Below are 26,866 nucleotides of genomic sequence, written 5' to 3'. Positions count from 1 at the left end.
CCGGTGCTCGCCGGTCAGGAGGGAGAGCAGGACGGCGGCGACGGAGGCGACGGAGGCGACGGAGGCGACGCGCCGACGTCGTCGAGGTCGCCCCCGCGTACGATCACGCGGAGATCACGTCGGTGGCCGCGTCCCACACGGCGTACGAACTGACCACGATCATGTCCCGTCGGATTGCGGAGGCCCGCGCGCAGTGACCCACGACCACGACCTGGTGCTTCGTCCGACCGCCGCCCAGGCGGAGGCCGCCCTGAACCCTCCCCCCGGCCGCACCGGCGGGGACCTGGTCGTGGAGACCCTGGCCGGGCTCGGCGCGACGACCGTCTTCGGCCTGCCCGGCCGGCCCGCCCCCGGCCTGTCCGACGCCCTGCACCGCTCGGACCTGCGGTACGTCGGCCTGCGGGCGGAGAACAACGCCGCCTTCGCGGCGGACGCCTACGGCCGTGTCACCGGTGAGGCGGCACCGCTGCTGCTGTCGGCGGGGCCGGGCGCGCTGACGTCGCTCGCCGCTCTCCAGGAGGCGGCGTCGGCCTCGGCTCCCGTGCTGGGGATCAGCAGCCAGATCCCGGCGGCGGGGCTCGGCGGCGGGCGCCACGGCTACCTCCACGAGCTCCCCGACCAGGCGGCCTCGTTCCGGGGGGTGGTCAAGTCGGTCCACACCGCGCGCACCCAGTCCCAGATCCCCTCCGCGATCGCGGAGGCCTGGAGATCGGCGCTGACGGCACCGCACGGCCCGGTGTGGGTGGAGATCCCGCAGGACGTCCTGCGGGCGCCGACGCCGATCCCGGTGGTGACGGGCGTGGACGCGACCCCGGAGGAACTGGCGCCGCGCCCCGAGCTCACGGCGGTCGCCGCCGACCTGCTGTCCAGGGCCGCCCGCCCGGCGATCGTCGCGGGCGGGGGAGTGGTCCGGGCGGACGCCGCGAAGAAACTGCGCCGGCTCGCGGAGCTGCTGCGGGCGCCGGTGGTGACGACGTTCGGCGGCAAGGGCGCGTTCCCCTGGACGCATCCGCTGTCGCTGCGGTCCTGGCTGGAGGACCGCCACACGACGGACTTCCTGGAGGACGCGGACGTCCTGCTGGTGGTCGGCTCCGGGCTGGGCGAGCTGTCGTCCAACCACCACACCTTCCGGCCCCGGGGCCGGATCGTCCAGATCGAGGCGGACCTCGGCAAGCTGGAGTCCAACCATCCGGCCCTGGGTATCCACGCGGACGCCCGCCTGGCGTTGCAGGCGCTGCTGGAGACGGTCACCGAGCGCGAGGACCCCGCGGCCCCCGAGCGGGTGCGCGCCCTGCTCGCCAGGGTCGCCGACCGCATCGCCGCCCAGGACCTCACCCTGGAGCAGGAGGTGCTGGCGTCGGTGCGCGCGGCGCTGCCCGCCGACTCCCCGTCCTTCTGGGACCTGACCGTCCTGACGTCCTGGGCGTGGTCGGCCTTGGACGCCAAGGGCCCCAACCACATGCACTCCGCCCAGGGGGCCGGCGGTCCCGGCTACGCCTTCCCTGCGGCCCTCGGCGCGGCGGTGGCGGACCCGACCCGCCCGGTGCTGGCGGTGTCGGGCGCCGGCGGCGCCCTGTACTCGGTCGCCGAACTGGCGACGGCCCGGCAGTACGGCCTGAACGTCACCTGGATCGTCGTGGACGACGGCGGCCCCGGCGCGTCCCTGACGGACCCCTCCGTCCGGGCGGCGGCGACGGAACCGACCCGCCCCGACTATGTGGCCCTGGCCGAGTCGTTCGGGGTCCCCGGTGTCCGCACGACACCGCAGACCCTGGAGGCCGACCTGGCGAAGGCGCTGGCGTCGGCCGGTCCGTCGGTGGTGGTGCTGCCGGCGGTGCTGCGGCTGTTCGCACCGACGCATGCGGGGTGAGGGGTGCTTTCCCGGGGGCGCGGGAGCTGAAGTTCGGCCCATGTCGCCTTCCCGACGCCGTGCAGACCGGGGCAGCACCCCCACCGCCGGGCGAGGGAGGCGACGAGGAAGAGCCCGCGGCCGCCTTCGTCCTCGTCGGTGACCGTCCTCGGCACCGGCTGGGCGTTGTCGCCGTCGGCGACCTCCCCCCGTAGGCGGGAGTCGTACCGAGCGAGGCGTACGCCGATCTCCCCTCCGGCCGGAACCCCGGCGTGCCGGAGCGAGTTCGTGACCAGCTCGGTGAGCAGCAGCTCGGCCCCGTGCCGGCGACTTCGCCGTCGACCTCCCACTCCGTGAGCTGATCGCGCAGCAGGTCTCGGGCCCGCCTCGCGCTGCGAGGGTTCTGCGGCAGCCGCCACCGAACCTCCGCGACGCCGGGACGTGCGGGCTGCTGTGGCATGGCGGGGACTGGCATGAGGACCTCCAGGGCACCTTCGGCAAGGTGGGTTCCACTCATCTCTAGAGATGAGTGAAGCACCCGTCTTCCGAGAATTACCCGCCTCTCTAGAGATGTGAGCGAAATTGCCCGGATGGAGTCGCCGTCCGGCTGTAGAGGCTGAGGATCGATGCCTAGGATGCCTAGAGATGATCAGAGGAGAGGCTTGGATGAGCAGCCGGGGATCGGGGCGTCAGCCCAAGTACCAGCGCATCGCCGCCGACATGCGCGCGGCGATCGAGGCCGGCGAGTACGGCCCCGGTGAGCGGCTCCCCGGCGAGAACGACCTCATGGCGACGTACGGCGTGGCGCGTATGACGGCCCGGCAGGCTCTCGGGGTCCTCCGGGCGGAAGGGATCGTCGAGGCGCGCAAGGGTGCCGGAGTGTTCGTCCGGGACTTCAAGCCGATCCGGCGGCGGGGTGTCGAACGTCTCGCCCATGCCCAGTGGGGTGAGGGCCGGTCCGTCTGGGAGGCCGATGCCGCCGGCCGTGAACTCGTCATCGACGCGGTAGAGGTCGGCGAGGAGGTTGCCACACCTGTCGTTGCGGCGGTCCTGGACCTGGCGGAGGGCCAGAGGGTTTGTGTCCGTCGGCGCCGCTACACCCTCGATGGCAAACCGGTCCTCCTCTCCACGTCGTACCTGTCCGCCGACCTCGTCTCCGGTACGGCGATCACTCAGCCGGACACCGGCCCCGGCGGTGTCTACGCGAGACTGGAGGAGTTGGGCCGCAGGCCGGTCCGCTTCCGGGAGGAGATCCGCTCTCGCATGCCGGGCAGGGACGAGGCCGAACGGCTCGCCCTGCCGCCCGGCGTCCCCGTCGTGCTGATCGCCCGTACCGCTTTCGACGCGGACGGCGCTGCCGTCGAGGTGAACGAGATGGTGCTGGACTCGGCGGCGTACGTGCTGGAGTACGGATTCGAGGCCTGAGTCGATTGCCTGGCGCCTCGGACGGATCCGAGGCGAGACCCTGAGGACGGGCTGGACTCCCCTTCGTCCGTGGGGAGTCCAGCCGGTCTCATGGCGCCTACCAGATCGCCTCGACCCACTCCGGGTGGTCGATGAACGGGTTCCGGTTGTGCTGGTAGGTGTCGTAGATGACCTGGTTGCGGTTCTCCTCGAAGGAGTCCGGCGGGTCCTCGTCGTTCCACTGCTTCAGCACCGACAGGCGGCCGTGGTACGGGACGCTGCCGTTGGTGACGAGGTCGTTGGGCTCCAGGTTCGGCCAGCCGTCGTCACCCTCGTAGCGGACGGCCATGTAGAGGATCATGCGGGCGACGTCACCCTTGACGGCGTCGCGGGGCTCGAAGGAGTTGGAGTCGACGAGGCTGCCGCCGCTGTTGGTGAAGGTGCTGCCGCCGTTGTCGAAGTCCAGGTTGCCGCGGATGGCGTTGACCGTCACGTCCTCGGGGCGGATGTGGTGCAGGTCGGTGCCGGGGCCGGCGGAGGTGCCGAAGTCCCCGTGCGACTGGGCCCAGACGTGCTCCCGGTTCCAGTTGCCGCTGTTGCCGCCGTTCAGCGTCTTGCTGCGCGAGATGCCGGAGTACAGCAGCTTGACGTTGCTGCTGTTGGCCGGGTCCTGGTCGGTGACCTTCAGCGCTTCCCAGAGAGCGGAGTAGGACAGCTTCGTCTGGGGGGTGATGATCGTGTGCAGGGCCGACTTCAGGCTGGTGCCCGTCTTGCCGATCGCGTTCTTGTAGTACGTCGAGTCGTACGCCGTCGTGGTCGCCGCGGCGGGGGTCGCGGTCACCGCGGGCGCGGTGAGACCGATCAGGACGGTGGCGGTGGCCAGTGCCACGGACTTCCATCGGCGTATGCGTGTCGTCGCCAGCATGTGGGGTGTCCGATCTACGCGTGTGGATTGGAGGCGGCACTCGGGAGAGTGACATGCACATGCGGCGAAGGCAATGAATCTGACATGTCTATTCGGTGACGTGAACCGGCAAGTCGGGAGGTGTCTACGCGAGTTGACGCCGGGTCGGGGCACGGGAACGGCCCCCGACCGGTGGGTCGGGGGCCGTCGTGGCGAATGTGACGGGACGTCAGCCGACGTTCGAGGGGTCCAGCCGGTAGATCGTCGACGTCGACTGGCCGCTCGCGGAATCGCCGCTCTGCGCGGACGAACCGGAGGAGGTCTCGGAACCGGAGCCGGATGCGGAGGAGGAGGTCTCGGAGCCGGACGAGGAGGAGTTGTACTCGCTCTCCTCGACCGCCGTCCCGTTCTTCTGCACCCACTCCGTCACCTCGGAGCTGAGGCCGGCGTCGCCGCTCCCGCCGCCCATGCCCTGGCCGCCGACCTGGATGTAGTGCAGCTCGCCGCTCTTCACCAGTTCCTTCAGCCGGGCCAGCGTCATCGCCTTGTCGCTGCCGGTCCAGCCCCACATGGAGATGACCGGTTCCCCGCTGCTGAGGATGAGCTGCGCGGCGCTCTGCGAACCGGACACCGCCAGCAGCCAGGTGGCGCCGTCCTGGTGCTTCTTCAGGTACGAGATGAGCTCGCTGCTCGTCTCGCCGCCCATCCCGCCACCGCCGCCCATGCCTCCGCCGGGACCGCCGCCCGTGTCGCCGCCGGGCTGTGTGCCGCCGGAGGTGCCGTTGCCGGAGGTGCCGTCGTCGGCGGTGCCGTTCCCGGCGGTGCCGTTCGGGGGCGTGCCGCCGCCCGGCATCTCACCGCTGCCGCCCGGCATCTGGCCACCGCCCGGCATCTCGCCGCCGCCGGGGAAGCCGCCCTCGGCCTGGCCGCCGGCCTGACCGTTCTGCCCGTCCTGCTGCGTGCCGCCGCCCGGGAAACCGCCCCGGCCGCCACCGCCACCGCCACCGCCGCCACCGAAGCCGCCGCTGCCCGTCGTGGGACCGGCCGTCGGGTTCGTCCCGCTCATGCCGCCGCCGGAGCCGGACGGCACCGACCAGGCGTACGCCGCCGGACCCGCCACCGCCGCGACGACCGCCGCCGCCACGGAGGCGGCCAGCAGCCGCAGCCGGCCGCCGGGACGGAAGCGGAAGACCAGCAGACCCGCGACGGCGAGCGCCATCACCACGCCGATCGCCGGCCACAGCCAGGTGTTCCAGCCGTCGGCCCGGCGCAGCAGCACGATCGCCCAGACCGCGGTGACGACGAGGGCGAGCGGCAGCACCCACGCCCACCGCTTGTCGGCGCGGAACGCGCGCAGCAGCATCGCGCCGCCGCCCCCGCACAGGGCCGCGATGCCGGGGGCGAGCGCGGTCGTGTAGTACGGGTGCATGGTGCCCTCGGCCATGCTGAAGGTCAGGTAGTGCAGGATCGTCCAGCCGCCCCACAGCAGCAGCGCGGCCCGGGTGAGGTCGGTGCGCGGCGCGCGGCGCCCGCACAGGACGAGGCCGGCCACCAGGGCGATGCCCGCGAAGGGCAGCAGCCAGGAGATCTGGCCGCCGAGCACGTCGTTGAACATCCGGCCGATGCCGGCGGTCCCGGAGAAGCCGCCGCCTCCGCCGCCGCCCCCGCCGTTGCCCTCGCCGCCGAGGACCCGGCCGAGGCCGTTGTAGCCCATGATCAGGTCCCAGGCGCTGCCGTCGGTCGAGCCGCCGATGTAGGGCCGCTCGGAGGCCGGCACCAGGGAGACCGCCGCCGCCCACCAGAAGCTGCTGACCGCGAGCGCCACGCCCGCGAGCAGCAGGTTGACGATCCGCTTCACCAGGCGGGGCTTCGCCGCGTACAGGTACACCGCGAAGACGGCGGGCAGCGGGATCCAGCCCTGGAGCATCTTGGTGTTGAAGGCGAGGCCGAAGCAGGCCGCCGAGCCCAGCAGCGGCAGCACCTTGCCGCCGTGCGCCGCCCGCAGGGCGAGCGCCACGCCGGCCGCCATCAGGAACACCAGCAGCGTGTCGGGGTTGTTGTCCCGGTTGATGGCGACCGTGATCGGGGTGAGCGCGAGGACCAGCGCGGCGACCGTCGCCGCGCCGTGGCCCCAGACCCGCTTCACGGAGTCGTGCAGGATCCAGATCGTCCCGAGGGCCACCAGGATCATCGGCAGCATCATCTGCCAGGTCCCGAAGCCGAACACCCGACAGGACAGGCCCATCACCATCAGGGCGAACGGCGGCTTGTCGACGGTCAGGAAGTTCCCCGCGTCCAGCGAGCCGAAGAACCACGCCTTCCAGCTCTGCGTGCCGCTCAGCACGGCGGCGCTGTAGAAGCTGTTGAGGCCGGAGCCGGAGAGGTTCCAGGAGTAGAGCACCGCCGCCAAGGCCATGATCGCGATCAGCGCGGGCAGCGACCAGCGCGGGGCCCGGTCCGGTGGTGACGCCGCGGGAGCCGTCGACGACGACGGCGCGCCGGTGGCCGCGGCGGGCGCGTCGGGCGCGGCCGGCGCGGCGGGGGGTTCAGCGGAGGACTCGGCGGATCCGGTGGCCCCGGCGGACCCGGCGGACCCGGTCGGGTGGGGAAGGGGATCGGTGGCAGATGTCACCCTCCGCATGCTGGCCGCCGGGTGTGAGTGGCCGCTGTGCCGAAGCTGGCCGTCACCTGTGAAGCGGCACAGGCCTCGGTAACGCCCTCCCCATGCTTCGGCAACCGGTCCAGCCCCGGTCCCCGAATGTGATCCCGGGAACGTGAGTACAACTCTCGCTCACCCGTGTGAGTCAACCTGGCATGACTCACCGGACTCCCGCAGGCAGGAGAGGACTGGTCGCCACAGCGCTCGGCACCGGCATCCTCATATCCGTCCTGGCCGCCGCTCCCGCCGCGGCCGCCACCCCCACCGTCAGCTGCACCTCGGCCAAGGCCGGGCTGGCCGCCAAACTGAAGAAGGACATCACGGCCGCCCTCGCGAACCGCAAGGGCACGGTCGCCGTCGGCCTCTACGACCGCAGCACCAACACGACCTGCACCCTGCGCGCCTCGACCGCCTACGACTCGGCGAGCGTGGTCAAGGTCACCGTCCTCGCCGCGCTGCTGTGGGACGCGCAGAAGCACGGCAGGGCGCTGACCAGCCGTGAGAAGACCCTCGCCACGGCCATGATCACCAAGTCGGACAACGCCTCCACCTCCACCCTGTGGAAGCAGCTCGGCCTGACGAAGATCAAGAACTTCCTCACCGCCGCGAAGATGACGCAGACCAAGCCGGGCGCCAACGGCTACTGGGGCCTGACGCAGATCACCGTCACCGACGAGCAGAAGCTGCTCAAGCTGCTCACCGCCAAGAACACGGTCCTGACCGACGCCTCGCGCGCCTACGTCAACAAGCTGATGGGCCAGGTCGTCTCCGCGCAGCGCTGGGGAACCCCCTACGGGAGGCCCGCCGGGGTCACCTGGCACGTCAAGAACGGCTGGCTGTCGCGGGCCACGCACGGCTGGCGGGTGCACAGCGTCGGCACCTTCAAGGGCGGCGGCCACGACTACCACATCACCGTCCTCACCCACGGCAACAGCACGATGAACTACGGCATCACCACCATCCAGGGCGTCGCCAAGGTCATCCACAAGGACCTGGCGGCCTCCTGAACCCGCCCCGCACACGGGGACCCGTCCCGCACACGGCAACCCGCCCCGCACACGGCGATCATTAACGGCCCGTCCCACCCCCCGTCACCCACCCGTCCTACGGTGACGGCCATGCGCCTGCGAACCGTACTCGCCACCCTCACCGCCGGCCTGGCGGCCGCCACCTGCCTCTCCGCCGCCGGGCCCGCGAACGCCCACTCGTCGGGCACCGGCAGCGCCGGGCCCACGGGTGCCGCCCACGCCTGCTCCCCCGCCGTCACCCTCGACGGCTTCTCCGACGCGCTCGACAAGACGACCTACCAGGGCACCTACGTCGGCAACCTCTCCGCGCTCGCGGTGGACGGGAAGGGCACGCTGGCCGCCCTCTCCGACCGCTCCGCGCTCCTCGGCCTGGACGCGAGGACGCTCGCGCCGGAGTCGGCCGTCGCGCTCGCCGACGAGAGCGGTGCCGCGCTCGACTCCGAGGGCCTGGTCGTCGACCGCGACGGCACGCTGCTGATCACCTCGGAGACCGAGCCGTCCGTACGCCGCTACAGCGCCACGGGGAAGATCCTCGACCGCCTGCCCGTCCCGGACTCCCTCCGGGTCGCCCCGGCCGGCCGCGCCGTCTCCAACGGCACCTTCGAGGGCCTGACCCTGCTGCCCGGCGGCCGCACCCTGCTGGCGTCGATGGAGTACCCGCTCTCCGGCGACGGCACGGACACCGTCCGCTTCCAGACCTGGAAGCGCACCTCCACGGGCTTCCGGCTCGCCGCCCAGTACGCCTACCGCGCCGACGCCGGCCTCGGCGTCCCGGAGGTCCAGGCGATCCCCGACGGCCGCCTCCTCGTCCTGGAGCGCGGCTTCACCTCGGGCGTCGGCAACACCGTCCGCCTGTACCTGGCCGACCCGCGCCGGGCGACCGACACCAGCGGCATCGAGAACGTGACCGGCCAGGACGGCGTGCGCCCGGTCTCCAAGACCCTCCTCGCCGACCTCGTGACCTGCCCGACCCTGGGGGCGACGGCGAAGCAGCCGCAGCCGAACCCGCTCCTCGACAACATCGAGGGCATGGTCGTCACCGGCCGGAGCGGCGGCGCCCTGAAGGTCCTGCTGGTGAGCGACGACAACCAGAACCCGGTGCAGACGACCCGCTTCTACTCCCTGCGGGTACGGGTCTGACCCCACCCCGACCCGACCTCCCCCGGTTCCCGTCCCCCCGAATTGTTGCGGAGGGATGAAATCCGCTTCCGTCCACGTTGGTGCCTTCTGGAAGATCAGGACGAACGGAAGGCACCGGCGTGGCGGCGCAACGGGGATGGGCACGACGACTGGCCGGTTACGCCTGGCGCCATCCGGCGGACGTCGTCCTCGCCCTGGGCTCCTCCCTCGCCGGCATGGCCGTCATGGCCGTGGTGCCGCTGTTCACCAAGGTGATCATCGATGACGTGATCGGCGACCACAGCCGCGCCATGGCCCCCTGGGCCGGTGCCCTGATCGGCGCGGCCCTGGCCGTCTACGCCCTCACCTACGTCCGCCGCTTCTACGGCGGACGGCTCGCCCTCGACGTCCAGCACGACCTGCGCACCGACATGTACGGGACGATCACCCGGCTCGACGGGCGCCGTCAGGACGAGCTGTCCACCGGCCAGGTCGTCGGCCGCGCCACCAGCGACCTCCAGCTCATCCAGGGCCTGCTCTTCATGCTCCCGATGACCATCGGGAACGTCCTGCTCTTCCTGATCTCCCTGGTGATCATGGCGTGGCTGTCCCCGCCGCTCACCCTGGTCGCGCTCGCCGTAGCCCCCGCCCTGTGGTGGATCGCCCGCCGCAGCCGGACCAGACTCCACCCCGCCACCTGGTACGCGCAGGCCCAGGCCGCCGCCGTCGCGGGCGTGGTCGACGGCGCGGTCACCGGGGTCCGGGTGGTGAAGGGGTTCGGGCAGGAGGAGCAGGAGACCGGGAAGCTGCGGGAGGTCGGCCGCCGGCTCTTCGCGGGCCGTCTGCGCACGATCCGGCTGAACGCCCGCTACACCCCGGCCCTCCAGGCCGTGCCCGCCCTCGGCCAGGTCGCGATGCTCGCGCTCGGCGGCTGGCTCGCCGTCCGCGGGCACGTCACGCTCGGCACGTTCGTCGCCTTCTCCACCTACCTCGCCCAGCTCGTCGGCCCGGTCCGCATGCTCGCCATGGTCCTCACCGTCGGCCAGCAGGCCCGCGCCGGCACCGAACGCGTCCTGGAGCTGATCGACACCGAGCCCTCGCTGAGGGACGGCACCAAGGAACTGCCGGCCGACGCCCCCGCGACCGTCGAGTTCGACGACGTCTCCTTCGCCTACGAGGGCGCCTCCGGCCCGGTCCTGGAGGGGCTCACCTTCGAGATCCGCGCCGGCGAGACCCTCGCCCTGGTCGGCGCCTCCGGCTCCGGCAAGTCCACGGTCTCCCTGCTCCTGCCGCGCTTCTACGACGTGGGCAAGGGCGCCGTCCTCGTCGGCGGCCACGACGTCCGCGAGCTCACCCTCGACTCCCTGCGGGCCGCGATCGGCCTCGTGCCCGAGGACTCGTTCCTCTTCTCGGACACCGTCCGCGCCAACATCGCCTACGGCCGCCCCGACGCCACCGACGAGGAGATCGAGGCGGCGGCCCGCGCCGCCCAGGCCGACCGGTTCATCGCCGAGCTGCCCGAGGGCTACGCCACCGAGGTCGGCGAGCAGGGCCTGACCCTCTCCGGCGGCCAGCGCCAGCGCATCGCCCTCGCCCGGGCCCTCCTCACCGACCCGCGCCTGCTCGTCCTCGACGACGCGACCTCGGCGGTCGACGCCCGCGTCGAACACGAGATCCACGAGGCCCTCGCCCGCGTCATGGAGGGCCGCACCACCCTCCTGATCGCCCACCGCCGCTCCACCCTCAACCTCGCCGACCGCATCGCCGTCCTGGACGGCGGCCGGCTCGCCGACCTCGGCACCCACGAGGAGCTCCAGGAGCGGTCGGCGCTCTACCGCCGCCTCCTCACCGACCCCGACGAGCTGGGCGGCGTCTCGCCCGGACACGCCCGGCCCGCCGCGCCCCGCGAGGACACCTCCGTCCGGGACGAGCTGGACGCCGAGTTCGACGCCGAGCGCGGCGTCACCCCCCGCCTGTGGACCGGCGACCGCGCGCCGAAGGACACGGCCCTGTCCGGCACACCGGCCACCCCGGAGCTCCTCGCCCGGGTCGACGCCCTCCCGCCCGCGACCGACACCCCCGACGTCGACGAGCTCCGCGCGGTCACCCCCGAGGACTCCTACGGCCTGCGCCGCCTCCTGCGCGGCTTCGGCCGGCCCCTCCTGGTCAGCCTCGGCCTCGTCGCCGTCGACGCGGGCATGGGCCTGCTGCTGCCGGTGATGATCCGGCACGGCATCGACGACGGCGTCACCCGCGCGGCGACGGCCGCCGTCTGGGCGGCGTCCCTGCTGGCGCTGCTCGCCGTCCTGGTGCAGTGGGCCGCGCAGACCGGCGAGATCCGGATGACCGGCCGCACCGGCGAACGGGTCCTGTACACGCTGCGCCTGAAGATCTTCGCCCAGCTCCAGCGGCTCGGCCTCGACTACTACGAGCGGGAGCTGACCGGCCGGATCATGACGCGGATGACGACGGACGTCGACGCGCTGTCGACGTTCCTCCAGACCGGCCTGGTCACCGCGTTCGTCTCGGTCGTCACCTTCTTCGGCATCATGGCCGCCCTGCTGGTGATCGACCTCCAGCTCGCCCTCGTCGTCTTCGCGACGCTGCCCCCGCTCGTCGTCGCCACGTACTTCTTCCGCCGGGCCAGCGTGAAGGCGTACGAACTCGCCCGGGAACGGGTCTCGGCGGTCAACGCCGACCTCCAGGAGTCGGTGGCCGGGCTGCGGATCGTGCAGGCCTTCCGGCGCGAGCGGGACGGCGGGCGCCGGTTCGCCGAGCGCAGCGACAGCTACCGCAGGGCACGGATCCGGGGCCAGCGGCTGATCTCGGTCTACTTCCCGTTCGTGCAGTTCCTGTCGTCGCTGGCCGCGGCGGGCGTCCTGATCGCGGGCGCGGGCCGGGTCGACGCGGCGACCCTGACGACGGGCGCGCTGGTGGCGTACCTGCTGTACATCGACCTGTTCTTCGCCCCCGTCCAGCAGCTCTCCCAGGTCTTCGACGGCTACCAGCAGGCCACGGTCTCGCTGGGCCGCATCCAGGAGCTGCTGCGGGTGCCGACGTCCACGCGGTCCGCCGACGACCCGCTGGAGGTCACCTCCCTGCGCGGCGAGATCGTCTTCGAGGACGTGCACTTCCGGTACGGCTCCGCCGACGGGCCCGAGGAGGCGCTGACCGGGATCGAGCTGCGGATCCCCGCCGGTCAGACCGTCGCGTTCGTGGGGGAGACCGGCGCGGGCAAGTCGACCCTGGTGAAGCTGGTGGCCCGCTTCTACGACCCCGCCTCCGGGCGGGTGCTGGTCGACGGCCGTGACCTGCGCCGCCTCGACCTCACGTCGTACCGCCACCGCCTGGGCGTCGTCCCGCAGGAGGCGTACCTCTTCCCCGGCACCGTCCGCGACGCCATCGCCTACGGCCGCCCCGACGCCACCGACGCCGAGGTGGAGGCGGCCGCCCGCGCGGTCGGCGCGCACGAGATGATCGCGACGCTGGAGGGCGGCTACCTCCACGAGGTCGCCGAGCGGGGCCGCAACCTCTCGGCGGGGCAGCGCCAGCTGATCGCGCTGGCCCGCGCCGAACTCGTCGACCCCGACGTCCTGCTGCTGGACGAGGCCACGGCCGCCCTGGACCTGGCGACCGAGGCCCAGGTCAACCAGGCCACCGACCGCCTCGCGGGCCGCCGCACGACCCTCGTCGTCGCCCACCGCCTGACCACCGCGGCCCGCGCCGACCGGGTGGTGGTGATGGACCGCGGCCGGATCGCCGAGGACGGCACGCACGAGGAACTGCTGGCCCGGGGCGGCCGGTACGCGCGGCTGTGGCGGACCTTCGTGGGGGAGCCCGTCGGCACGGCGCTCTGACGGCGCCCGGGTCCGCGACCATCCGGCGTACGCCGTGCGTCCGCACGGCTCGGCCGGGCGCGCCTCGGTCGGCTCGGGCTGGCTCCTGTGCTGACGTACTGACGCGCTGACGTACTGAAGCGCTGACGTACTGACGCGCTGACCGGCGCACGCGTCAACCCCCTCTGGTGTGAAGGGTGTTGCTCCGATAGCTTCCGGCGCACATCTGTCTCACAGGGAAGGGTGTACGCGCATGCGCATCGCGCTGAGATGGCTGCTGGCGCTCACCGTGCTCATCGGCACGCTGAGCGGCACGGCCGGGGCGGCCACCGCCGCCGTGCCGGACGCCACGGACATCAAGGACCGGCTGCTCTCCGTACCGGGCATGAGCCTGACCGAGGAGAAGCCGTACCCCGGCTACCGCTACTTCGTCCTGACCTACACCCAGCCGATCGACCACCGGCGCCCCTCCGCGGGCACCTTCCAGCAGCGGATCACCGTGCTGCACAAGGACGTCAGCCGCCCGACGGTCTTCTACACCGGCGGCTACCACGTCTCCACCACGCCCAGCCGCCGCGAGCCCACCCAGATCGTGGACGGCAACCAGGTCTCCATGGAGTACCGCTTCTTCACCCCCTCCCGCCCCGACCCCGCCGACTGGTCCAAGCTGGACATCTGGCAGGCCGCGAGCGACCAGCACCGCGTCTTCCGGGCGCTGAAGAGCGTCTACCCCGAGAACTGGATCTCCACGGGCGGCTCCAAGGGCGGCATGACCGCCACCTACTACGAGCGCTTCTACCCCGACGACATGGACGGCGTCGTCGCGTACGTCGCCCCCAACGACGTCGTCGACACCGAGGACTCGGCCTACGACCGCTTCTTCGCCGGCGTCGGCACCGAGGAGTGCCGCGACCGCCTCGAGGCCGTGCAGCGCGAGGCACTCGTGCGCCGCGAACCCCTGGAGCGCAGGTACGCCGCGTACGCCGCGGCCGAGGGCTTCACCTTCGCAACCGTCGGCAGCCTCGACCGCGCCTACGAGGCCGTCGTCCTCGACTACGTCTGGGGCTTCTGGCAGTACAGCCTGCTGTCGGACTGCGACACGATCCCGGCGGACGCCGGGCGCGCGACCGACGACGAGATCTGGACCTCGATCGACACGATCTCCGGGTTCTCCTTCTACACCGACCAGGGCCTGTCGCCGTACACGCCGTACTACTACCAGGCGGGCACCCAACTCGGCGCCCCCACCATCCACTTCCCGCACATCGAGAAGGAGTACATCCGCTACGGCTACCAGCCCCCGCGCGCCTTCGTCCCCCGCGACATCCCGATGAGCTTCCAGCCGCGGGCGATGCGCGACGTCGACACCTGGGTGCGGCACAACGCCCGCCACATGCTCTTCGTCTACGGCCAGAACGACCCGTGGGGCGCCGAGCCGTTCCGTCTCGGCAAGGGCGCCGAGGACTCGTACGTCCTCACGGCGCCCGGCATGAACCACGGCGCGAACGTCGCCGGCCTCGTCCCCGAGGAGAAGGCCCTCGCCACCGCCCGCATCCTGGAGTGGGCCGGCGTCTCGCCCTCCGCCGTCGAACGGGCCCAGCCGCTGGCGGCGTTCGACGCGAAGCTGGACGCGCGGGACGTGGAACGCGAGCCCGCGCTGCGGCCGTGACCTCCCGCTGACCACGACCGCTGACCACGACCGCTGACCGCGACCACTGCCCACGACGACTGCCCACGACGGCCGGCCGGCTCGCATGCCGGTCGGCCGTCGTGTCATCGGCCGACGGTGTGTATAGTCCCGGCCCATGGAATCCGGTGTCGAGCTCGTGAAGCGCGCGCACGTCGACCTGCTCAGGGTCGCCACCGCGCTGTGTAGCTGACCCGCGCGCCCTCCCACCGGCGCCTTTCCCTTCCTCCTCCTTCTCCTCCCTCCTGTGCTGAGCCGCGCCCGGGACGTCCTCCCGTCGGCGTGATGCAACGTTGCACCTTCTCCCGCTGGAGAGCTCCATGACCGTGCGTACGCACTGGTTCCTGCCCACCACCGGCGACGACCGCACCGTCGTCGGCGTGACCGCCCGCGACTCCCTCCAGTCCCGCTCCACGGCCCGCCCGCCCACACTCGACTACCTCGCCCAGGTCGCGCGGGCCGCCGAGTCCGCCGGGTTCGAGGCCGTCCTGACCCCGACCGGCAGCGACTGCGAGGACTCCTGGCTCACCACCGCCGCCCTCGTCCCCCAGACCACCCGTCTGAAGTTCCTGGTCGCCTTCCGCCCCGGCGTCATCGCCCCGCCGCTCGCCGCCCAGATGGCCGCCACCTACCAACGCCTGTCCGGCGGACGCCTGTTGTTGAACATCGTCACCGGCTCCGACGCCGACGAGCAGCGCGCCTACGGCGACTTCCTCGGCCACGACGAGCGCTACGCCCGCACCGACGAGTTCCTCCACCTGCTGCGCACCGCGTGGACGGGCGAGCCGTACGACTTCGAGGGCGCCCACTACCGGGTCGCGGGCGGACGTCTGCGCCGGCCGCCGCTGACCCGCCCGCCCGTCTTCTTCGGCGGGTCGTCGGACGCCGCGCTGCCCGTCGCCGCCCGCCACGCGGACACGTACCTCACCTGGGGCGAACCCCCGGCGGCGGTCGCGAGGAAGATCGCCCGGGTGCGTGAACTCGCCGCCGCCCAGGGCCGGGAGCTGTCGTACGGGATCCGGCTGCACGTCATCAGCCGGGACACCGCCAAGGAGGCGTGGGCGGAGGCCGACCGCATCCTGGAGACCCTCGACCCGGCGGCGATCAGCGCCGCGCACGAGCGGTTCGCCGCCTCCGAGTCGGCCGGGCAGCGCGCGATGGCCGCGCTCAGCGGCGGCCGCACCGACCGCCTGGAGATCCACCCCAACCTGTGGGCCGGCTTCGGCCTGGTCCGCCCCGGCGCCGGCACCGCCCTGGTCGGCAGCCACGAGCAGGTCGCCGAGCGCATCGAGGAGTACGCCTCCCTCGGCATCGAGCACTTCATCCTCTCCGGCCAGCCGCACCTGGAGGAGGCGATCCGCTTCGGCGAGTGCGTCCGCCCGCTGCTCAGCCGTCACCTCGTCGCCGCCTGATCCCCGTTCACCCCGACGCAAGGACCCCGCCATGCCCTCGTACCTCGACAGAAGAGCCGCCCTCCGCCTGTTCGGCGCCGCCGGACTCGGCCTCGCCGCCGCCGCGTGCGCCGGACCGGGCTCGGGCTCCGGATCCACGGCCTCCAGCGCCTCCCCCTCCGCCCTCGCCACCTCCGGCACCCCGAAGGGCACCGTCTCCTTCGCCCACTGGCGGGCCGAGGACAAGGCGGTCCTCGCCGGCCTGATCGAGGCGTTCGTGAAGAAGTACCCGGACGCGGGCGTCGAGCAGGACATCTCCCCGTCCGCCGACTACCAGTCCACCGCCCTGCGCCGCATCCAGGGATCGAAGACCGGAGACCTGTTCACCGCGTTCCGGGGCGCCCAGTTCGAACAGATGGTCAAGGCGGGCGTGTACGCCCCGCTGACCGGCACCGGTGTCCTCGCCCGCTACCAGGCGAGCCTGATCGGACCGGGCGCCGCCCAGGGCGTCCAGTACGGGCTGCCCTACCAGCTCGTCTTCAACATGCCGCTCGCCAACACCGACGCCCTCGACAAGGCCGGCCACGGCAGCGCCCCGAAGGACTGGGACGGCTTCCTCCAGCTCCTGGACGACCTGAAGGCCAAGGGCTACACCCCGCTCGCCTGGCCGGGCGGCGACTCGGCCAACGCGGGCCAGCTGCTCAACACCATGGTCATGAACAACGCGCCCTCCGACGACGCCTTCGCGAAGATCGAGTCGGGCGCGTACAAGGTCACCGACGACTGGTTCGTCAAGACGCTGGAGCAGTACGCCGAGCTGACCCCGTACCTCCAGGCCCGCGCCACCGGCTCCACCACCGACGCCGTCGCCCAGCTCTTCGCCCAGGGCAGGGCGGGTCTGCTGGCCACCGGCTCCTTCCAGATGGCCGGGGTGCGCGCGCTCGGCGCGACGTTCCCCTTCGACCTCGTCGCCCCGATCACCACCACGGCCGCGCAGGCGAAGTACGAGGGCGTCTTCAACACCACCTTCGTCCTCGGGGTGAACAGCGCGTCCACGGTGCAGCCGGCCGCCTACGCCTTCCTGGAGTTCCTCAGCGACCCGGCCAACGCCGGCACCTACGCCAACGGCACCGGCCAGCACGTCACCGTCCAGGGCGTCGAGTACACCAACACCGACCTCAAGGCCGTCGCGCCCTGGCTGACCCGGAAGACCCTGCTCGCCCCGCGCTTCCAGTTCCTGAACCTCGACATCCGCACGGCGGTCGAGAACACGACCGTCGCGGTCGTCGGCGGCAAGAAGCCGGCCCAGGCGGCCGAGGAGGCCCAGCGTGTCATCGACCAGAAGCGGTCGTAGCCGGCGCGCGGCGCGGGCACTGTGGTTCTTCCCGGTGCCCGCGCTCGCCCTCTACCTGTTCTTCTTCGCCTACCCCACCGTCCAGGCGGTGCAGTACGCGCTGACGGACTGGGACGGCTACAGCGCCGGCTACCACGACGTGGGCCTGCGCAACTTCACCGAACTCGCCACCGGCGACGACGTGTTCCGCAACGCGGCCGAGAACAACCTCAAGCTGACGGTCACCGTCGTCCTCGCCCAGACGGCCCTGGCGCTGCTCCTGGCCCTGTACCTGGTCCGCACGACGAAGGCGTCGACCCTGCTGAGGGCGCTGTTCTTCCTGCCCACCGTGCTGTCCTCGGTGGCGGTGGCCTTCGTGTGGCGGTTCGTGTACGACCCGGACGGCGGGCTGCTCAACTCGGCGCTCAGAGCGGTCGGGCTGGACTCCTGGCAGTCCGTGTACCTGGGCGACCCGGACACCGCCGTGTTCTGGCTGGCGCTCACCCAGGTCTGGTTCCACGCGGGCCAGATGATGGTCGTCTTCGTCGCCGGGCTCCAGGCGATCCCGCGGGAGCTGTACGAGGCGGCCGAGCTGGACGGGGCCGGCCGCTGGGCCCGCTTCCGGTACGTGACCTGGCCGTTGGTGGCGCCCGCCACGGGCATCGTCGTCGCCTACACCACCGTGCAGTCCTTCAAGGCCTTCGACCTGGTGCTGGGCCTGGGCGGCAACCCTCCCGGACCCGCCCTCGACCTGCTCTCCACCCGGGTCTACACGACCTTCTCCAACAACCAGTTCGGCTACGCGGCCGCCCAGTCCCTGGTGTTCATGGCGCTGATCGCGTTGCTCACCTGGGTGCAGCGGCGGACGCTGCGGAGGGCCACATGACCAAGACCCTGCGGATCGCCGTCCTCACCCTGGGCGCCGGCGCCGTCGTCCTCCCGCTGCTGGTCGTGCTGTTCGGCACCTTCAAGACCCTGCCGCAGCTCTTCGACTCCCCGCTGTCGCCGCCGTCCTCGCCGACCCTCGACAACTACCGCCGCGCGGTCGACGAGGGCGGCCTCGGACCGGCCTTCGTCAACAGCCTGGCCGTCACGGCGGGCGCGGTCGCGCTGACCCTCGCCGTGGCGAGCCCGGCCGCGTTCTTCTGCGCGCGGGTGCCGGGCCGCGCCGGCTGGATCGTCTTCGGTGTGCTGGTGGCGGGCCTGGCCGTCCCGGCGCAGGCGGCGATCGTCCCGCAGTACGTCCTCTTCGACCGCCTCGGCCTCACCGACAGCCTGCTCGGCCTGGTCCTGGTGGACACGACGATGACCCTGCCGACGGCCGTGTTCATCCTGGGCGGCTTCCTGCGCTCGATCCCCCAGGAGCTGTACGAGGCGGCCGAACTGGACGGCGCGGGCCCCTTGAGGGCCTTCCGCTCGATCGCCCTGCCCCTCACCCGCCCCGCCCTCGCCACCACCGCCATCTTCCTGTTCGTCATGGACTGGAACGACCTGCTCTACCCGCTGCTGTTCGTCCGCTCCGCGGAGCACCGCACGCTCCCGCTGGCCCTGCTGGACTTCCAGGGCGAGTTCCTCACCCAGTACCCGCTGCTGTTCGCCGGCGTCGTCATCGCCTCGGCCCCGGTGGTCGTGGTGTACGTCCTGCTCCAACGCCACTTCGTGTCGGGGCTGACGGCGGGGGCGGTACGGGGCTAGACCGTACGCGCGGTTCTAGGAGCTGTCCCGTACGACCAGCCGGTGCCCGGCCGGCAGCACCGGCGGCGCCGCCCGGCCCCCGATCCGGTCCAGCAGCGCGGACACCGCCAGCCGGGCCAGCTCCGGCTTGTCCGGGGCGACGGTGGTGAGCGGGGGAGCGGTGTAGCGGGCCTCCTCGACATCGTCGAACCCGACGACCGCGAGGTCGTCCGGCACGGTCAGTCCCCGTTCCCGCGCGGCGTGCAGGACGCCCTGGGCGAGGGCGTCGGCGAAGCAGAACACCGCGTCGGGCGGCTCGGGCAGGTCGAGCAGGAGGCGGGTCGCGGCGGCGCCGTCGGCCCGGTGGTAGGCGGCGACGGGCGGCGCGAGTTCCTCGTCGTAGCGCAGGCCGGCCTGCTCCAAAGCCTGCCGGTAGCCGGCCATGCGGGTCGCCGAGGTCGCCGCGTGCGGCACGGTCTGGCGGCCGATCACCGCGATCCGGCGGCGCCCGCGGGCCAGCAGGTGGACCGTCGCCGCCCGGGCCGCGCCGGTGTTGTCGATGGTGACGTGCGGGCAGGGCAGGTCGTGCACCCGTTCGCCGAGCAGCACGACCGGCGCGGTCGTTCCGGCCCGGGCGGCGGCCCGGTCGTCCAGCGCGAGCGGGCTGAGGATCACCCCGTCCACCAGCGGATCGGTCCGGCCGAGCGCGATCTCCAGCTCGACCTCCGGATCGCCCCCGGTGGCCTCCACCAGCAGTATGCAGCCGTGCTCGGCCGCCTCCCGCAGCAGATGCCCGGCGAGCTCGGCGAAGTACGGCATGGTCAGCTCGGGCACGGCGAGCAGCAGCACCCCGCTGCGGCCGGTGCGCAGCCGCCGAGCGGCGGTGTTGGGCCGGTAGCCCAGCTCCTCGACCGCCCGCAGCACCCGCACCTGCGTGGCCTCGGAGAAACGCCCGGTGCCGCGGACCACGTTGGAGACGGTCCGCATGGACACCCCGGCGCGCTGCGCCACCTCCCTGAGCCCGATCCCCGCACGCATCGGCCCACCTTACGGCCGCGCCCGCGCTCACCGCCCCCGTCTCGGGCCCGGACGACATCAGGCGTTCACACGACGGGTGTCCGCCGGGGGGCAGGGAGCGCGGCGGACACCGTCCGGGGCCGGGTACGGCCGGTGTGCCGCCCGTGTCAGGCGTGGGCCGGGTACGGCCGGTGTGCCGCCCGGTGTCAGGCGTGGGGCGGGTACGTCAGGCCGTGGCCGATCGGATACAGCACCCGCGCCGGATCGTCCGCCCGCCGCACCGGCACCGGCAGCGCCCCGCACGGCCGCACGGCTCCCGCGATCACCCGGGCGGCGGCCCGCAGTTCGACGTCGGTCCACGAGTAGGCGGCCAGCCAGGCCCGTACGGAGGGCAGGTGGGCCACGTCGTACGGGTTGCGGAGCGCCACGGCCACCACCGGCCGCCCGGTCGCCAGCAGCCGCTCCACCAGCGTCCGCTGCGGGCTCGTCGCGGTGACGTCGTACGTCCCCACCACCACCGCGTCCGCGCCGCCCGCCGCCGACACGGCCCGTTCGACGGCCGCGTCGGACGGGGCCGTGCCCGTGGACAGGGCGGTCGCCGTGAAGCCGAGGCCGGTGAGGGCGGCGGCGAGGACGGCGGTGGGCGGGCCCGTGGTGCCCGAGGGGGAGGCCGGATCGGCGCCGGTGACCAGGATCCGGGGGTGGGTCCCCGGGGAGAGGGGCAGCAGCGGGCCGTCGTTGACGAGCAGGGTCGTCGTCCGCTCGGCGATGCGGTCGGCCGCCGCGAGGTGGGCGGGCGCGCCGACGGTGCGCGCGACGACGTCCGGGTCGGTGTACGGGTCGGTGAGCAGGCCGAGCCTGTCCTTCAGGCGCAGGATCCGCAGGACCGACTCCTCCAGCCGCTCCTCGGTCAGCTCCCCCTCCCGTACGGCCCTCAGGACGGCGTTCCAGGCGACGTCCAGGTCGGGCGGGTTGAGGAGCTGGTCGACGCCCGCCTTCAGCGCGAGCACGGGCACCCGGTCGTCGCCGTACTTCGTGCGGACGCCCGCCATGTCGAGCGCGTCGGTGACCACGACCCCGTCGAAGCCGAGCCGCTCACGGAGCAGGCCGGTGACGACCGCGGGGGAGAGGGTGGCCGGGTCGCCCGAGTCGTCGAGGGCCGGGTGCAGGATGTGCGCGGTCATGACCGCGTCCACGCCGGCCGCGATCGCCGCCCGGAACGGCACCGCGTCCAGCTCCTCCCACATCTGGCGGGAGTGGGTGATGACGGGGAAGCCGTGGTGACTGTCGACGGCGGTGTCGCCGTGCCCGGGGAAGTGCTTGGCGGTCGCCGCGACCCCGGCCGACCGGTAGCCGTCGATCTCCGCCGCCGTCAGCGCGGCCACCGCCTGCGGATCGGCGCCGAAGGAGCGGACGCCGATGACCGGGTTGGCCGGGTCGACGTTCACGTCGGCGACGGGGGAGTAGTTCTGGTGGACGCCCATGGCCCGCAGCTCACGTCCCGCGAGGCGGCCGAGGGCACGGGCGTCGGCGCCCGCACCGGCGTCCGTCCGTGCGGTGTCGGCGTCCGTCCGTGCCGGACCGGCGTCCGTCCGTGCCGGACCGGCGTCCGTCCGTGCCGGACCGGCGTCCGTCCGTGCCGCACCGGCGTCCGTCCGTGCCGCACCGGCGTCCGTCCGTGCCGTGTCGGCGTCCGCCCGGGGGAGCGCCTCGCGTCCCCGCTCACCCGCTCCGATCGCCATCGCGCCCGGGAAGAGAGTGGCGGGCCTGCCGATGCGGCACACGATCCCGTGCTCCTGGTCGGTGGAGACCAGCACCGGCAGCCCGCGCGGCTGCTCCAGCGCGGCCCGCTGGATGCCGTCGGAGAGGGCGGCGATCTGCCGGGGGTCGCGGGTGTTGTGCGCCCAGGTGAAGTAGATGATCCCGCCGACGCGGTAACGGGCGACCAGCTCGGCCGCCGTCCGGACGCCCAGCTCCCTGAGGTTGGCGTCGGCGTCGGCCTGGTCGGGGGCGGTCGCCGAGTGGCCGTGCACGCGGCTGACGAAGACCTGGCCGACCTTCTCCTCCAGGGTCATCCGGGAGACCAGGGCGCGCAGGCGGCGGTCGTCCGCGTGGGCGGTCCCGCTCGCGGTGAGGGCCGCGGTGAGACCGGCGGTGGCGGCGAGGACGGTACGTCTGGAGGGCATGCGTCTGGAGGGCATGGGCGCTCCTTCCGGAAACGGTTCCGGTGGCGCACGGTACCCGCCCGAGGGGCCGCCATCGGCGCATTGGAGGGGGGCGCGCCGATGGCGGCGTGCTGCCGGCCGCGGTACGGCGGAGAGGGTGGTCAGCGATCGCAGCCAGCAGCGAGGGCCGACACCGCACCGAGGTGACTCTCCGACAGCTTGCGGGTTGGACGAGCGGGGGGCGGCCGGGGTTCCCGTTCGCACCGGGATCCCGGGAAGTCGGGGCGGGAGCGACGGGGAGGGACGGACGGGGCCGGTGGGGTGGCCTCCCGGACCGCGCCGGCGGCTTCGGGCCCACCGCCCGTGCGCTCTCACTGCCCGTGCGCCGACACCTCCGGCCACCGCTCCCGGAGCACCCGGACCGTCTCCGCGATCGCCGGCCGCCGTGCCGCGCCGGCGCGCCACAGCGCGTACAGCCGCCGTACGGGCATCGGGTCGAGCGGCACCCCGACGGCGCCGGGCGGCAGCGGGCCGCGTCCGAGCCGGGGGACGAGGGCGACGCCGAGGCCGGCGGCGACCAGGGCGACCAGGGTCGGGTTCTCCTCGGCCTGGTGGACCAGGTCCGGTTCGTGCCCGGCCGCGCGCAGGGTGCGCACCAGCCAGTCGTGGCAGACCCGGCCCGGCGGCTGGCAGATCCACCGCTCGCCGCCCAGCTCCTCCCGCCGTACGGCCGTCCGTCCGGCGAAGGGATGGTCCTCGGGGACGATCAGGTCGCACAGGTCGTCCCCGATCACGGCCTGCTCGACGCCCGCCGGGGCGGGCAGCGGCGCGATGTCCCAGTCGTGCGCCACGGCCAGGTCCACGACGCCCTTGGCGACGAGGTGCACCGACAGGTGCGGGACGGGTGGCGGTGGAGCAGCCAGCCCCACCGCCACCCGGCCTCGACGGTGGCCCCCTTCTCCCTCCTCGTCCCCGTCTTCGGCATGTCCTCGGCCGCCCTGTTCCTCGACGAGCCGGTGACCGGCCTGCGCTGGTGCGCGGCGACGCTGCTGGTGGGCGGCGTGGCACTGACGTCACTGGCACCGGCCGGGCGGGGCCGTGGCCCCGGAGGGGCGGAGGGAGCCGGGGGCGACGGGCCGGTCGGGGCCGACGGGGCCGACGGGGCGGGGGGCGACGGGCCGGTCGGGGCCGACGGGGCCGACGGGGCAGGGGGGGCAGGGGGTGAGGGGCCGGTCGGGGCCGACGGGGCCGGGGGTGAGGGGCCGGTCGGGGCCGACGGGACCGGGGCGCCGGTGGCGAGTGCCGCGGAAGTGGGGCGGCGGTGACGCGGCGGTGGTGACGGCCGCTCCCCACCCGGCCGGGCGGGGCGCCGGACACGTCGTCCACCCCGTGGACGCGCCCGCAGGGCGTGGCGCGGGCGCGGGATCATGGCGGGCATGGCCCTCGTCGACATTCCCGGTTCCAAGTCCATCACCGCCCGTGCCCTGTTCCTCGCGGCGGCGGCCGACGGTGTCACCACCCTCCAGCGGCCCCTGCGCTCCGACGACACGGAGGGCTTCGCCGAGGGCCTGACCCGGCTCGGCTACCGCGTGGGACGCGCCCCGGACGCCTGGCGGGTCGACGGCCGCCCCGAGGGCCCGGCGGTCGCGGAGGCCGACGTCTACTGCCGTGACGGCGCCACCACCGCCCGTTTCCTGCCCACCCTCGCCGCCGCCGGCCACGGCACCTACCGCTTCGACGCCTCCCCCCAGATGCGCCGCAGGCCCCTGCTGCCGCTCACCCGCGCCCTGCGCGACCTGGGGGTCGACCTGCGGCACGAGGAGGCGGAGGGCCACCACCCGCTGACCGTCGCGGCGGCCGGCGTGGAGGGCGGGGACGTCGTCCTGGACGCCGGCCAGTCCTCCCAGTACCTGACCGCCCTGCTCCTGCTCGGCCCGCTGACCCGCACCGGCCTGCGCATCAGGGTCACCGACCTGGTGTCGGCGCCGTACGTCGAGATCACGATCGCGATGATGCGGGCGTTCGGGGTGGAGGTCGCCCGCGAGGGGGACGTCTTCGTCGTACCGCCGGGCGGCTACCGCGCGACGACGTACGCCATCGAGCCGGACGCCTCGACGGCGAGCTACTTCTTCGCGGCGGCCGCCATGACGCCGGGCGGCGAGGTCACCGTGCCCGGTCTCGGCAAGGGGGCCCTCCAGGGCGACCTCGGCTTCGTGGACGTCCTGCGGCGGATGGGCGCGCAGGTCACCGTCGGGGCCGACCGCACGACGGTGAAGGGCACCGGCGGGCTGAACGGCCTCACCGTCGCCATGCGGGACATCTCCGACACCATGCCGACCCTGGCCGCGATCGCCCCCTTCGCGTCCGGTCCCGTCCGGATCGAAGACGTGGCCAACACGCGCGTGAAGGAGTGCGACCGCCTGGACGCCTGCGCCGAGAACCTCCGGCGGCTGGGCGTGGCCGTGACCACGGGCCCCGACTGGATCGAGATCCAGCCCGGTCCGGTCGCGCCCGGCACGGAGATCACGTCCTACGGCGACCACCGCATCGTGATGTCCTTCGCGGTCACCGGCCTGCGCGCGCCCGGTATCTCGTTCGACGACCCGGGGTGCGTCCGCAAGACGTTCCCCGGTTTCCACGAGGCGTTCGCACAGGTGCGCAAGGACATCGCCGGGTGAGTTCCCCGTGGGAGGGGCCGGTCCTCGCGGGCACGCCGGTGCGTTCCGGTCACGGTCGGCCTACCGGCGGCTCCTCCCGTTCGCCCCGCGCCGCACCCCCGTCCGCCGTGTCCCGCGGCTGCCGAACGCCCCCGTGCGGAGACCGGCTGGACCTCGGCCGCGGGTCCTGGGAATCATGCAGCCCATGACCGAGACCGCGCGCTCGTACCTCATCCTCCACGGCTGGCAGAACCACCGCCCCCGGGACCACTGGCAGCACTGGCTCGCCGACCGGCTGACCGAACACGGCCACGCCGTCACCTATCCGCAACTGCCCGACGCGGACGACCCCGTCCTGGAGGTCTGGCTGGACAGCCTGGCCCGGCACCTCGGCGGACTCGATCCCCGGGGCGAACGGGTCGTGATCGCCCACAGCCTCTCGGCCGTGCTCTGGCTGCACGCCGTGGCCCGCGGCCTGCCGGGAACCGGCGCCGTCGACCGCGTCCTGCTGGTGGCGCCCCCGTCCGCCTCCGTCCTCGCCCGCCACCCGGAGGTCGCCGGGTTCGCCCTCCCCCCGCTCGACACCCTCACCCTCCCCACCCCGGCCCGCCTGGTCGCCGGCGACGACGACCCGTACTGCCCGGAGGGCGCCCAGTCCGCCTACGGCGACCTCCTCGCCCTGACCGCGGAACCGCTGCCCGGCGCCGCCCACCTCGACCTGGACGCCGGGTACGGCTCCTGGCCGGCGGTGCTGGAGTGGTGCCTGGACGAGGACACGAAGTTCAGGACGCGCACGGCGGAGGCGTGACGGAGACGTGGGCGAGCCCCCTGAACCCAGGACCTGGCTAGGCTCCCGACGTCTCCTCCGGCCCCGGTCCCCCGGGCGCCGGAGCACGCCCCCGCGCCCCCCGCCGGTTCCGCAGCTGCGGTGTCGTCGCCGCCACCCACGCCACCGCCAGCAGGCACAGCAGTCCGCCCGTCACCAGGGCGGTCGCGCCCGAGGTCCGGCCGGCCACGACGCCGGCGCGCAGGTTGCCCAGGTGCGGTCCCGCCTGGCCGACGATCGTCTCGGCCGCCGTCACCCGGCCCAGCAGCGCGTCCGGGGTGCGGGTCTGGACGATCGTCGTCCGGGACAGGACGGCCACCGCGTCCGCCGCACCGGCCAGGACCAGCGTCCCGAGGCCCGCCCACGCGTTCGTCGTCACACCGAACAGGGCGAGGGCCGCCCCCCACGTGCCGGAGGCGCACAGCATCACCGGCCCCGGGCGGGCGAGCCGGGTGACCGGCCCGGAGAACGCGGTCGCGGCCACCCCGCCCACCGCGAGCGCCGACAGGAACAGGCCCAGGGTGTGCGGGTCACCGCCGAAGCGTTCGGCGTTCACCAGGGGGAAGAGGCCGGCGGGCATCGCCAGCACGGTCGCGGCCAGGTCCGTGAGCAGCGCGCCCCGCACCACCCGGTGCCCGGTCAGGAACCGCAGGCCGTCCAGGACGCCGTGCAGTCCGGACCGGGACAGCTCGCCCTCGGGCGGCAGCGCGGGCAGCCCGAAGGCGCCGTAGAAGGCCAGGCCGAAGCTCAGGGCGTCCAGCAGGTAGCAGACGCCGATGCCCCACCAGCCGAGCACCACGCCGGCGACGGCCGGGCCGAGCAGCATCATCGCCTGGCCGGTGACCTGGTTCAGGGCCAGACCGGCGGCCACCTGGTCCTCGGGCAGCAGCCGCGGCACGAAGACCCCCGCCGCCGGCGCGCCGATCGCCCCGAACGACGACTGCACCGCGACCAGCCCCAGCACGCCGGCCAACGGAACGTGCCCGGTGAAGCCCTGCACCGCCAGCAGCAGCGAGCACACCGCCTGCCCGACGGTGGCCAGCAGGTAGACGCGGCGCCGGTCGGCCCGGTCGGCCCACGCCCCGGCGAACAGCCCGAAGCCGACCATCGGCACCGCCTGCGCCAGCCCGACGGCACCGCTCCAGACCGCGCTGTGGGTCGTCTCCCACACCTGGTACATGACGGTGACCATGGTCATGAAGCCGCCGAGCGTGGACACCGTGCGCCCGATCAGCAGCCGCCGGAAGACGGGGGAGGTACGGATCGGGCGGACGTCGAGGAGAGTCCGGCCGAGACTCATGACGCCGAGGACACGGC

18 protein-coding genes and 4 pseudogenes are annotated in these 26,866 nt (G+C 73.5%); 15 read left to right on the top strand and 7 right to left on the bottom strand.

Translation table 11 applies throughout. From position 1 onward, the window contains the following. Positions 1 to 71: 71 nt before the first annotated feature. A pseudogene (locus ACFV9M_RS04705) lies at positions 72 to 197 on the top strand (arginase family protein); the annotation flags it as partial. After that, on the top strand, positions 194 to 1,870 hold the full coding sequence (locus tag ACFV9M_RS04700; protein ID WP_385062492.1) for a thiamine pyrophosphate-binding protein: 1,677 nt from the start codon (positions 194 to 196) through the stop codon (positions 1,868 to 1,870). The pseudogene ACFV9M_RS04705 and the gene ACFV9M_RS04700, both read left to right, overlap by 4 nt. 98 nt (positions 1,871 to 1,968) lie before the next feature. On the opposite strand, the pseudogene ACFV9M_RS04695 reads toward ACFV9M_RS04700, so the two are convergent. Beyond that, a pseudogene (locus ACFV9M_RS04695) lies at positions 1,969 to 2,199 on the bottom strand (ATP-binding protein); the annotation flags it as partial. Between the two features lie 316 nt (positions 2,200 to 2,515). Here ACFV9M_RS04695 and ACFV9M_RS04690 point away from each other — a divergent pair. After that, the gene (locus ACFV9M_RS04690) at positions 2,516 to 3,274 is read left to right on the top strand and encodes a GntR family transcriptional regulator (protein ID WP_385062494.1); all 759 of its coding nucleotides are present in this window, start codon (positions 2,516 to 2,518) and stop codon (positions 3,272 to 3,274) included. A 97-nt stretch (positions 3,275 to 3,371) separates the two neighbouring features. Here the strand turns inward: ACFV9M_RS04690 and ACFV9M_RS04685 are convergent, their stop codons facing one another. Both ACFV9M_RS04685 and ACFV9M_RS04680 read right to left on the bottom strand, forming a co-directional pair. After that, positions 3,372 to 4,178 carry an endonuclease I family protein gene (locus ACFV9M_RS04685; RefSeq protein ID WP_385062496.1) on the bottom strand — a complete coding sequence of 269 codons (807 nt, stop codon included), beginning with the start codon at positions 4,176 to 4,178 and terminating at the stop codon, positions 3,372 to 3,374. Positions 4,179 to 4,386: 208 nt separating this feature from the next. Further along, entirely contained in the window at positions 4,387 to 6,789 is a 2,403-nt protein-coding gene (locus ACFV9M_RS04680) for an ArnT family glycosyltransferase (RefSeq protein WP_385062498.1), read from the bottom strand. Between the two features lie 182 nt (positions 6,790 to 6,971). On the opposite strand from ACFV9M_RS04680, the gene ACFV9M_RS04675 reads away from it, so the two are divergent. From ACFV9M_RS04675 to ACFV9M_RS04635, 9 genes are all read left to right on the top strand, one after another. Next, positions 6,972 to 7,823 carry a serine hydrolase gene (locus ACFV9M_RS04675; protein ID WP_385062500.1) on the top strand — a complete coding sequence of 284 codons (852 nt, stop codon included), beginning with the start codon at positions 6,972 to 6,974 and terminating at the stop codon, positions 7,821 to 7,823. Between the two features lie 111 nt (positions 7,824 to 7,934). Next, on the top strand, positions 7,935 to 8,984 hold the full coding sequence (locus ACFV9M_RS04670) for an esterase-like activity of phytase family protein (RefSeq protein ID WP_385062502.1): 1,050 nt from the start codon (positions 7,935 to 7,937) through the stop codon (positions 8,982 to 8,984). A gap of 119 nt (positions 8,985 to 9,103) precedes the next feature. Continuing rightward, on the top strand, positions 9,104 to 12,820 hold the full coding sequence (locus tag ACFV9M_RS04665) for an ABC transporter ATP-binding protein (protein ID WP_385062504.1): 3,717 nt from the start codon (positions 9,104 to 9,106) through the stop codon (positions 12,818 to 12,820). 232 nt (positions 12,821 to 13,052) lie between these two features. Continuing rightward, positions 13,053 to 14,468: a S28 family serine protease gene (locus ACFV9M_RS04660; RefSeq protein ID WP_385062506.1), complete on the top strand. Its 1,416-nt coding sequence runs from the start codon at positions 13,053 to 13,055 to the stop codon at positions 14,466 to 14,468. A 136-nt stretch (positions 14,469 to 14,604) separates the two neighbouring features. Beyond that, a complete protein-coding gene (locus tag ACFV9M_RS04655) occupies positions 14,605 to 14,679 on the top strand; it encodes a putative leader peptide (RefSeq protein WP_385062605.1) in 75 nt (24 codons plus the stop codon). A 127-nt stretch (positions 14,680 to 14,806) separates the two neighbouring features. Next, on the top strand, positions 14,807 to 15,898 hold the full coding sequence (locus ACFV9M_RS04650) for an LLM class flavin-dependent oxidoreductase (RefSeq protein ID WP_385062508.1): 1,092 nt from the start codon (positions 14,807 to 14,809) through the stop codon (positions 15,896 to 15,898). 31 nt (positions 15,899 to 15,929) lie between these two features. Next, positions 15,930 to 17,231 (top strand): ABC transporter substrate-binding protein, encoded by a 1,302-nt coding sequence (locus ACFV9M_RS04645; RefSeq protein WP_385062510.1) that lies wholly within the window; start codon positions 15,930 to 15,932, stop codon positions 17,229 to 17,231. After that, complete coding sequence (locus ACFV9M_RS04640; protein ID WP_385062512.1) at positions 17,206 to 18,096, top strand: carbohydrate ABC transporter permease; 891 nt, start codon at positions 17,206 to 17,208, stop codon at positions 18,094 to 18,096. The genes ACFV9M_RS04645 and ACFV9M_RS04640 overlap by 26 nt, the downstream gene beginning before the upstream one ends. Continuing rightward, complete coding sequence (locus tag ACFV9M_RS04635; protein WP_385062514.1) at positions 18,093 to 18,905, top strand: carbohydrate ABC transporter permease; 813 nt, start codon at positions 18,093 to 18,095, stop codon at positions 18,903 to 18,905. The genes ACFV9M_RS04640 and ACFV9M_RS04635 overlap by 4 nt, the downstream gene beginning before the upstream one ends. Positions 18,906 to 18,920: 15 nt before the next feature. Here ACFV9M_RS04635 and ACFV9M_RS04630 read toward each other — a convergent pair whose 3' ends face one another. From ACFV9M_RS04630 to ACFV9M_RS04620, 3 genes and pseudogenes are all read right to left on the bottom strand, one after another. Then, on the bottom strand, positions 18,921 to 19,922 hold the full coding sequence (locus tag ACFV9M_RS04630; RefSeq protein ID WP_385062516.1) for a LacI family DNA-binding transcriptional regulator: 1,002 nt from the start codon (positions 19,920 to 19,922) through the stop codon (positions 18,921 to 18,923). A 185-nt stretch (positions 19,923 to 20,107) separates the two neighbouring features. Further along, positions 20,108 to 22,102: a glycoside hydrolase family 3 protein gene (locus ACFV9M_RS04625; protein ID WP_385062518.1), complete on the bottom strand. Its 1,995-nt coding sequence runs from the start codon at positions 22,100 to 22,102 to the stop codon at positions 20,108 to 20,110. Positions 22,103 to 22,437: 335 nt separating this feature from the next. Beyond that, a pseudogene (locus tag ACFV9M_RS04620) lies at positions 22,438 to 22,965 on the bottom strand (LysR substrate-binding domain-containing protein); the annotation flags it as partial. A gap of 30 nt (positions 22,966 to 22,995) precedes the next feature. Here ACFV9M_RS04620 and ACFV9M_RS04615 point away from each other — a divergent pair. From ACFV9M_RS04615 to ACFV9M_RS04605, 3 genes and pseudogenes are all read left to right on the top strand, one after another. Next, positions 22,996 to 23,391 (top strand): annotated as a pseudogene (locus ACFV9M_RS04615) (EamA family transporter); the annotation flags it as partial. Between the two features lie 111 nt (positions 23,392 to 23,502). Further along, positions 23,503 to 24,744: a 3-phosphoshikimate 1-carboxyvinyltransferase gene (gene aroA / locus ACFV9M_RS04610; protein ID WP_385062520.1), complete on the top strand. Its 1,242-nt coding sequence runs from the start codon at positions 23,503 to 23,505 to the stop codon at positions 24,742 to 24,744. Positions 24,745 to 24,928: 184 nt separating this feature from the next. Further along, positions 24,929 to 25,531: an RBBP9/YdeN family alpha/beta hydrolase gene (locus ACFV9M_RS04605; protein ID WP_385062522.1), complete on the top strand. Its 603-nt coding sequence runs from the start codon at positions 24,929 to 24,931 to the stop codon at positions 25,529 to 25,531. Between the two features lie 37 nt (positions 25,532 to 25,568). Here the strand turns inward: ACFV9M_RS04605 and ACFV9M_RS04600 are convergent, their stop codons facing one another. Further along, complete coding sequence (locus tag ACFV9M_RS04600) at positions 25,569 to 26,849, bottom strand: MFS transporter (protein ID WP_385062524.1); 1,281 nt, start codon at positions 26,847 to 26,849, stop codon at positions 25,569 to 25,571. Positions 26,850 to 26,866: the final 17 nt, after the last annotated feature.

The sequence above is a fragment of the Streptomyces sp. NPDC059895 genome, assembly GCF_042731035.1.
Lineage (GTDB): Bacteria > Actinomycetota > Actinomycetes > Streptomycetales > Streptomycetaceae > Streptomyces.
Note: the sequence above shows the minus strand (reverse complement) of the source record. Positions and strands in the feature narration are given on the sequence as shown.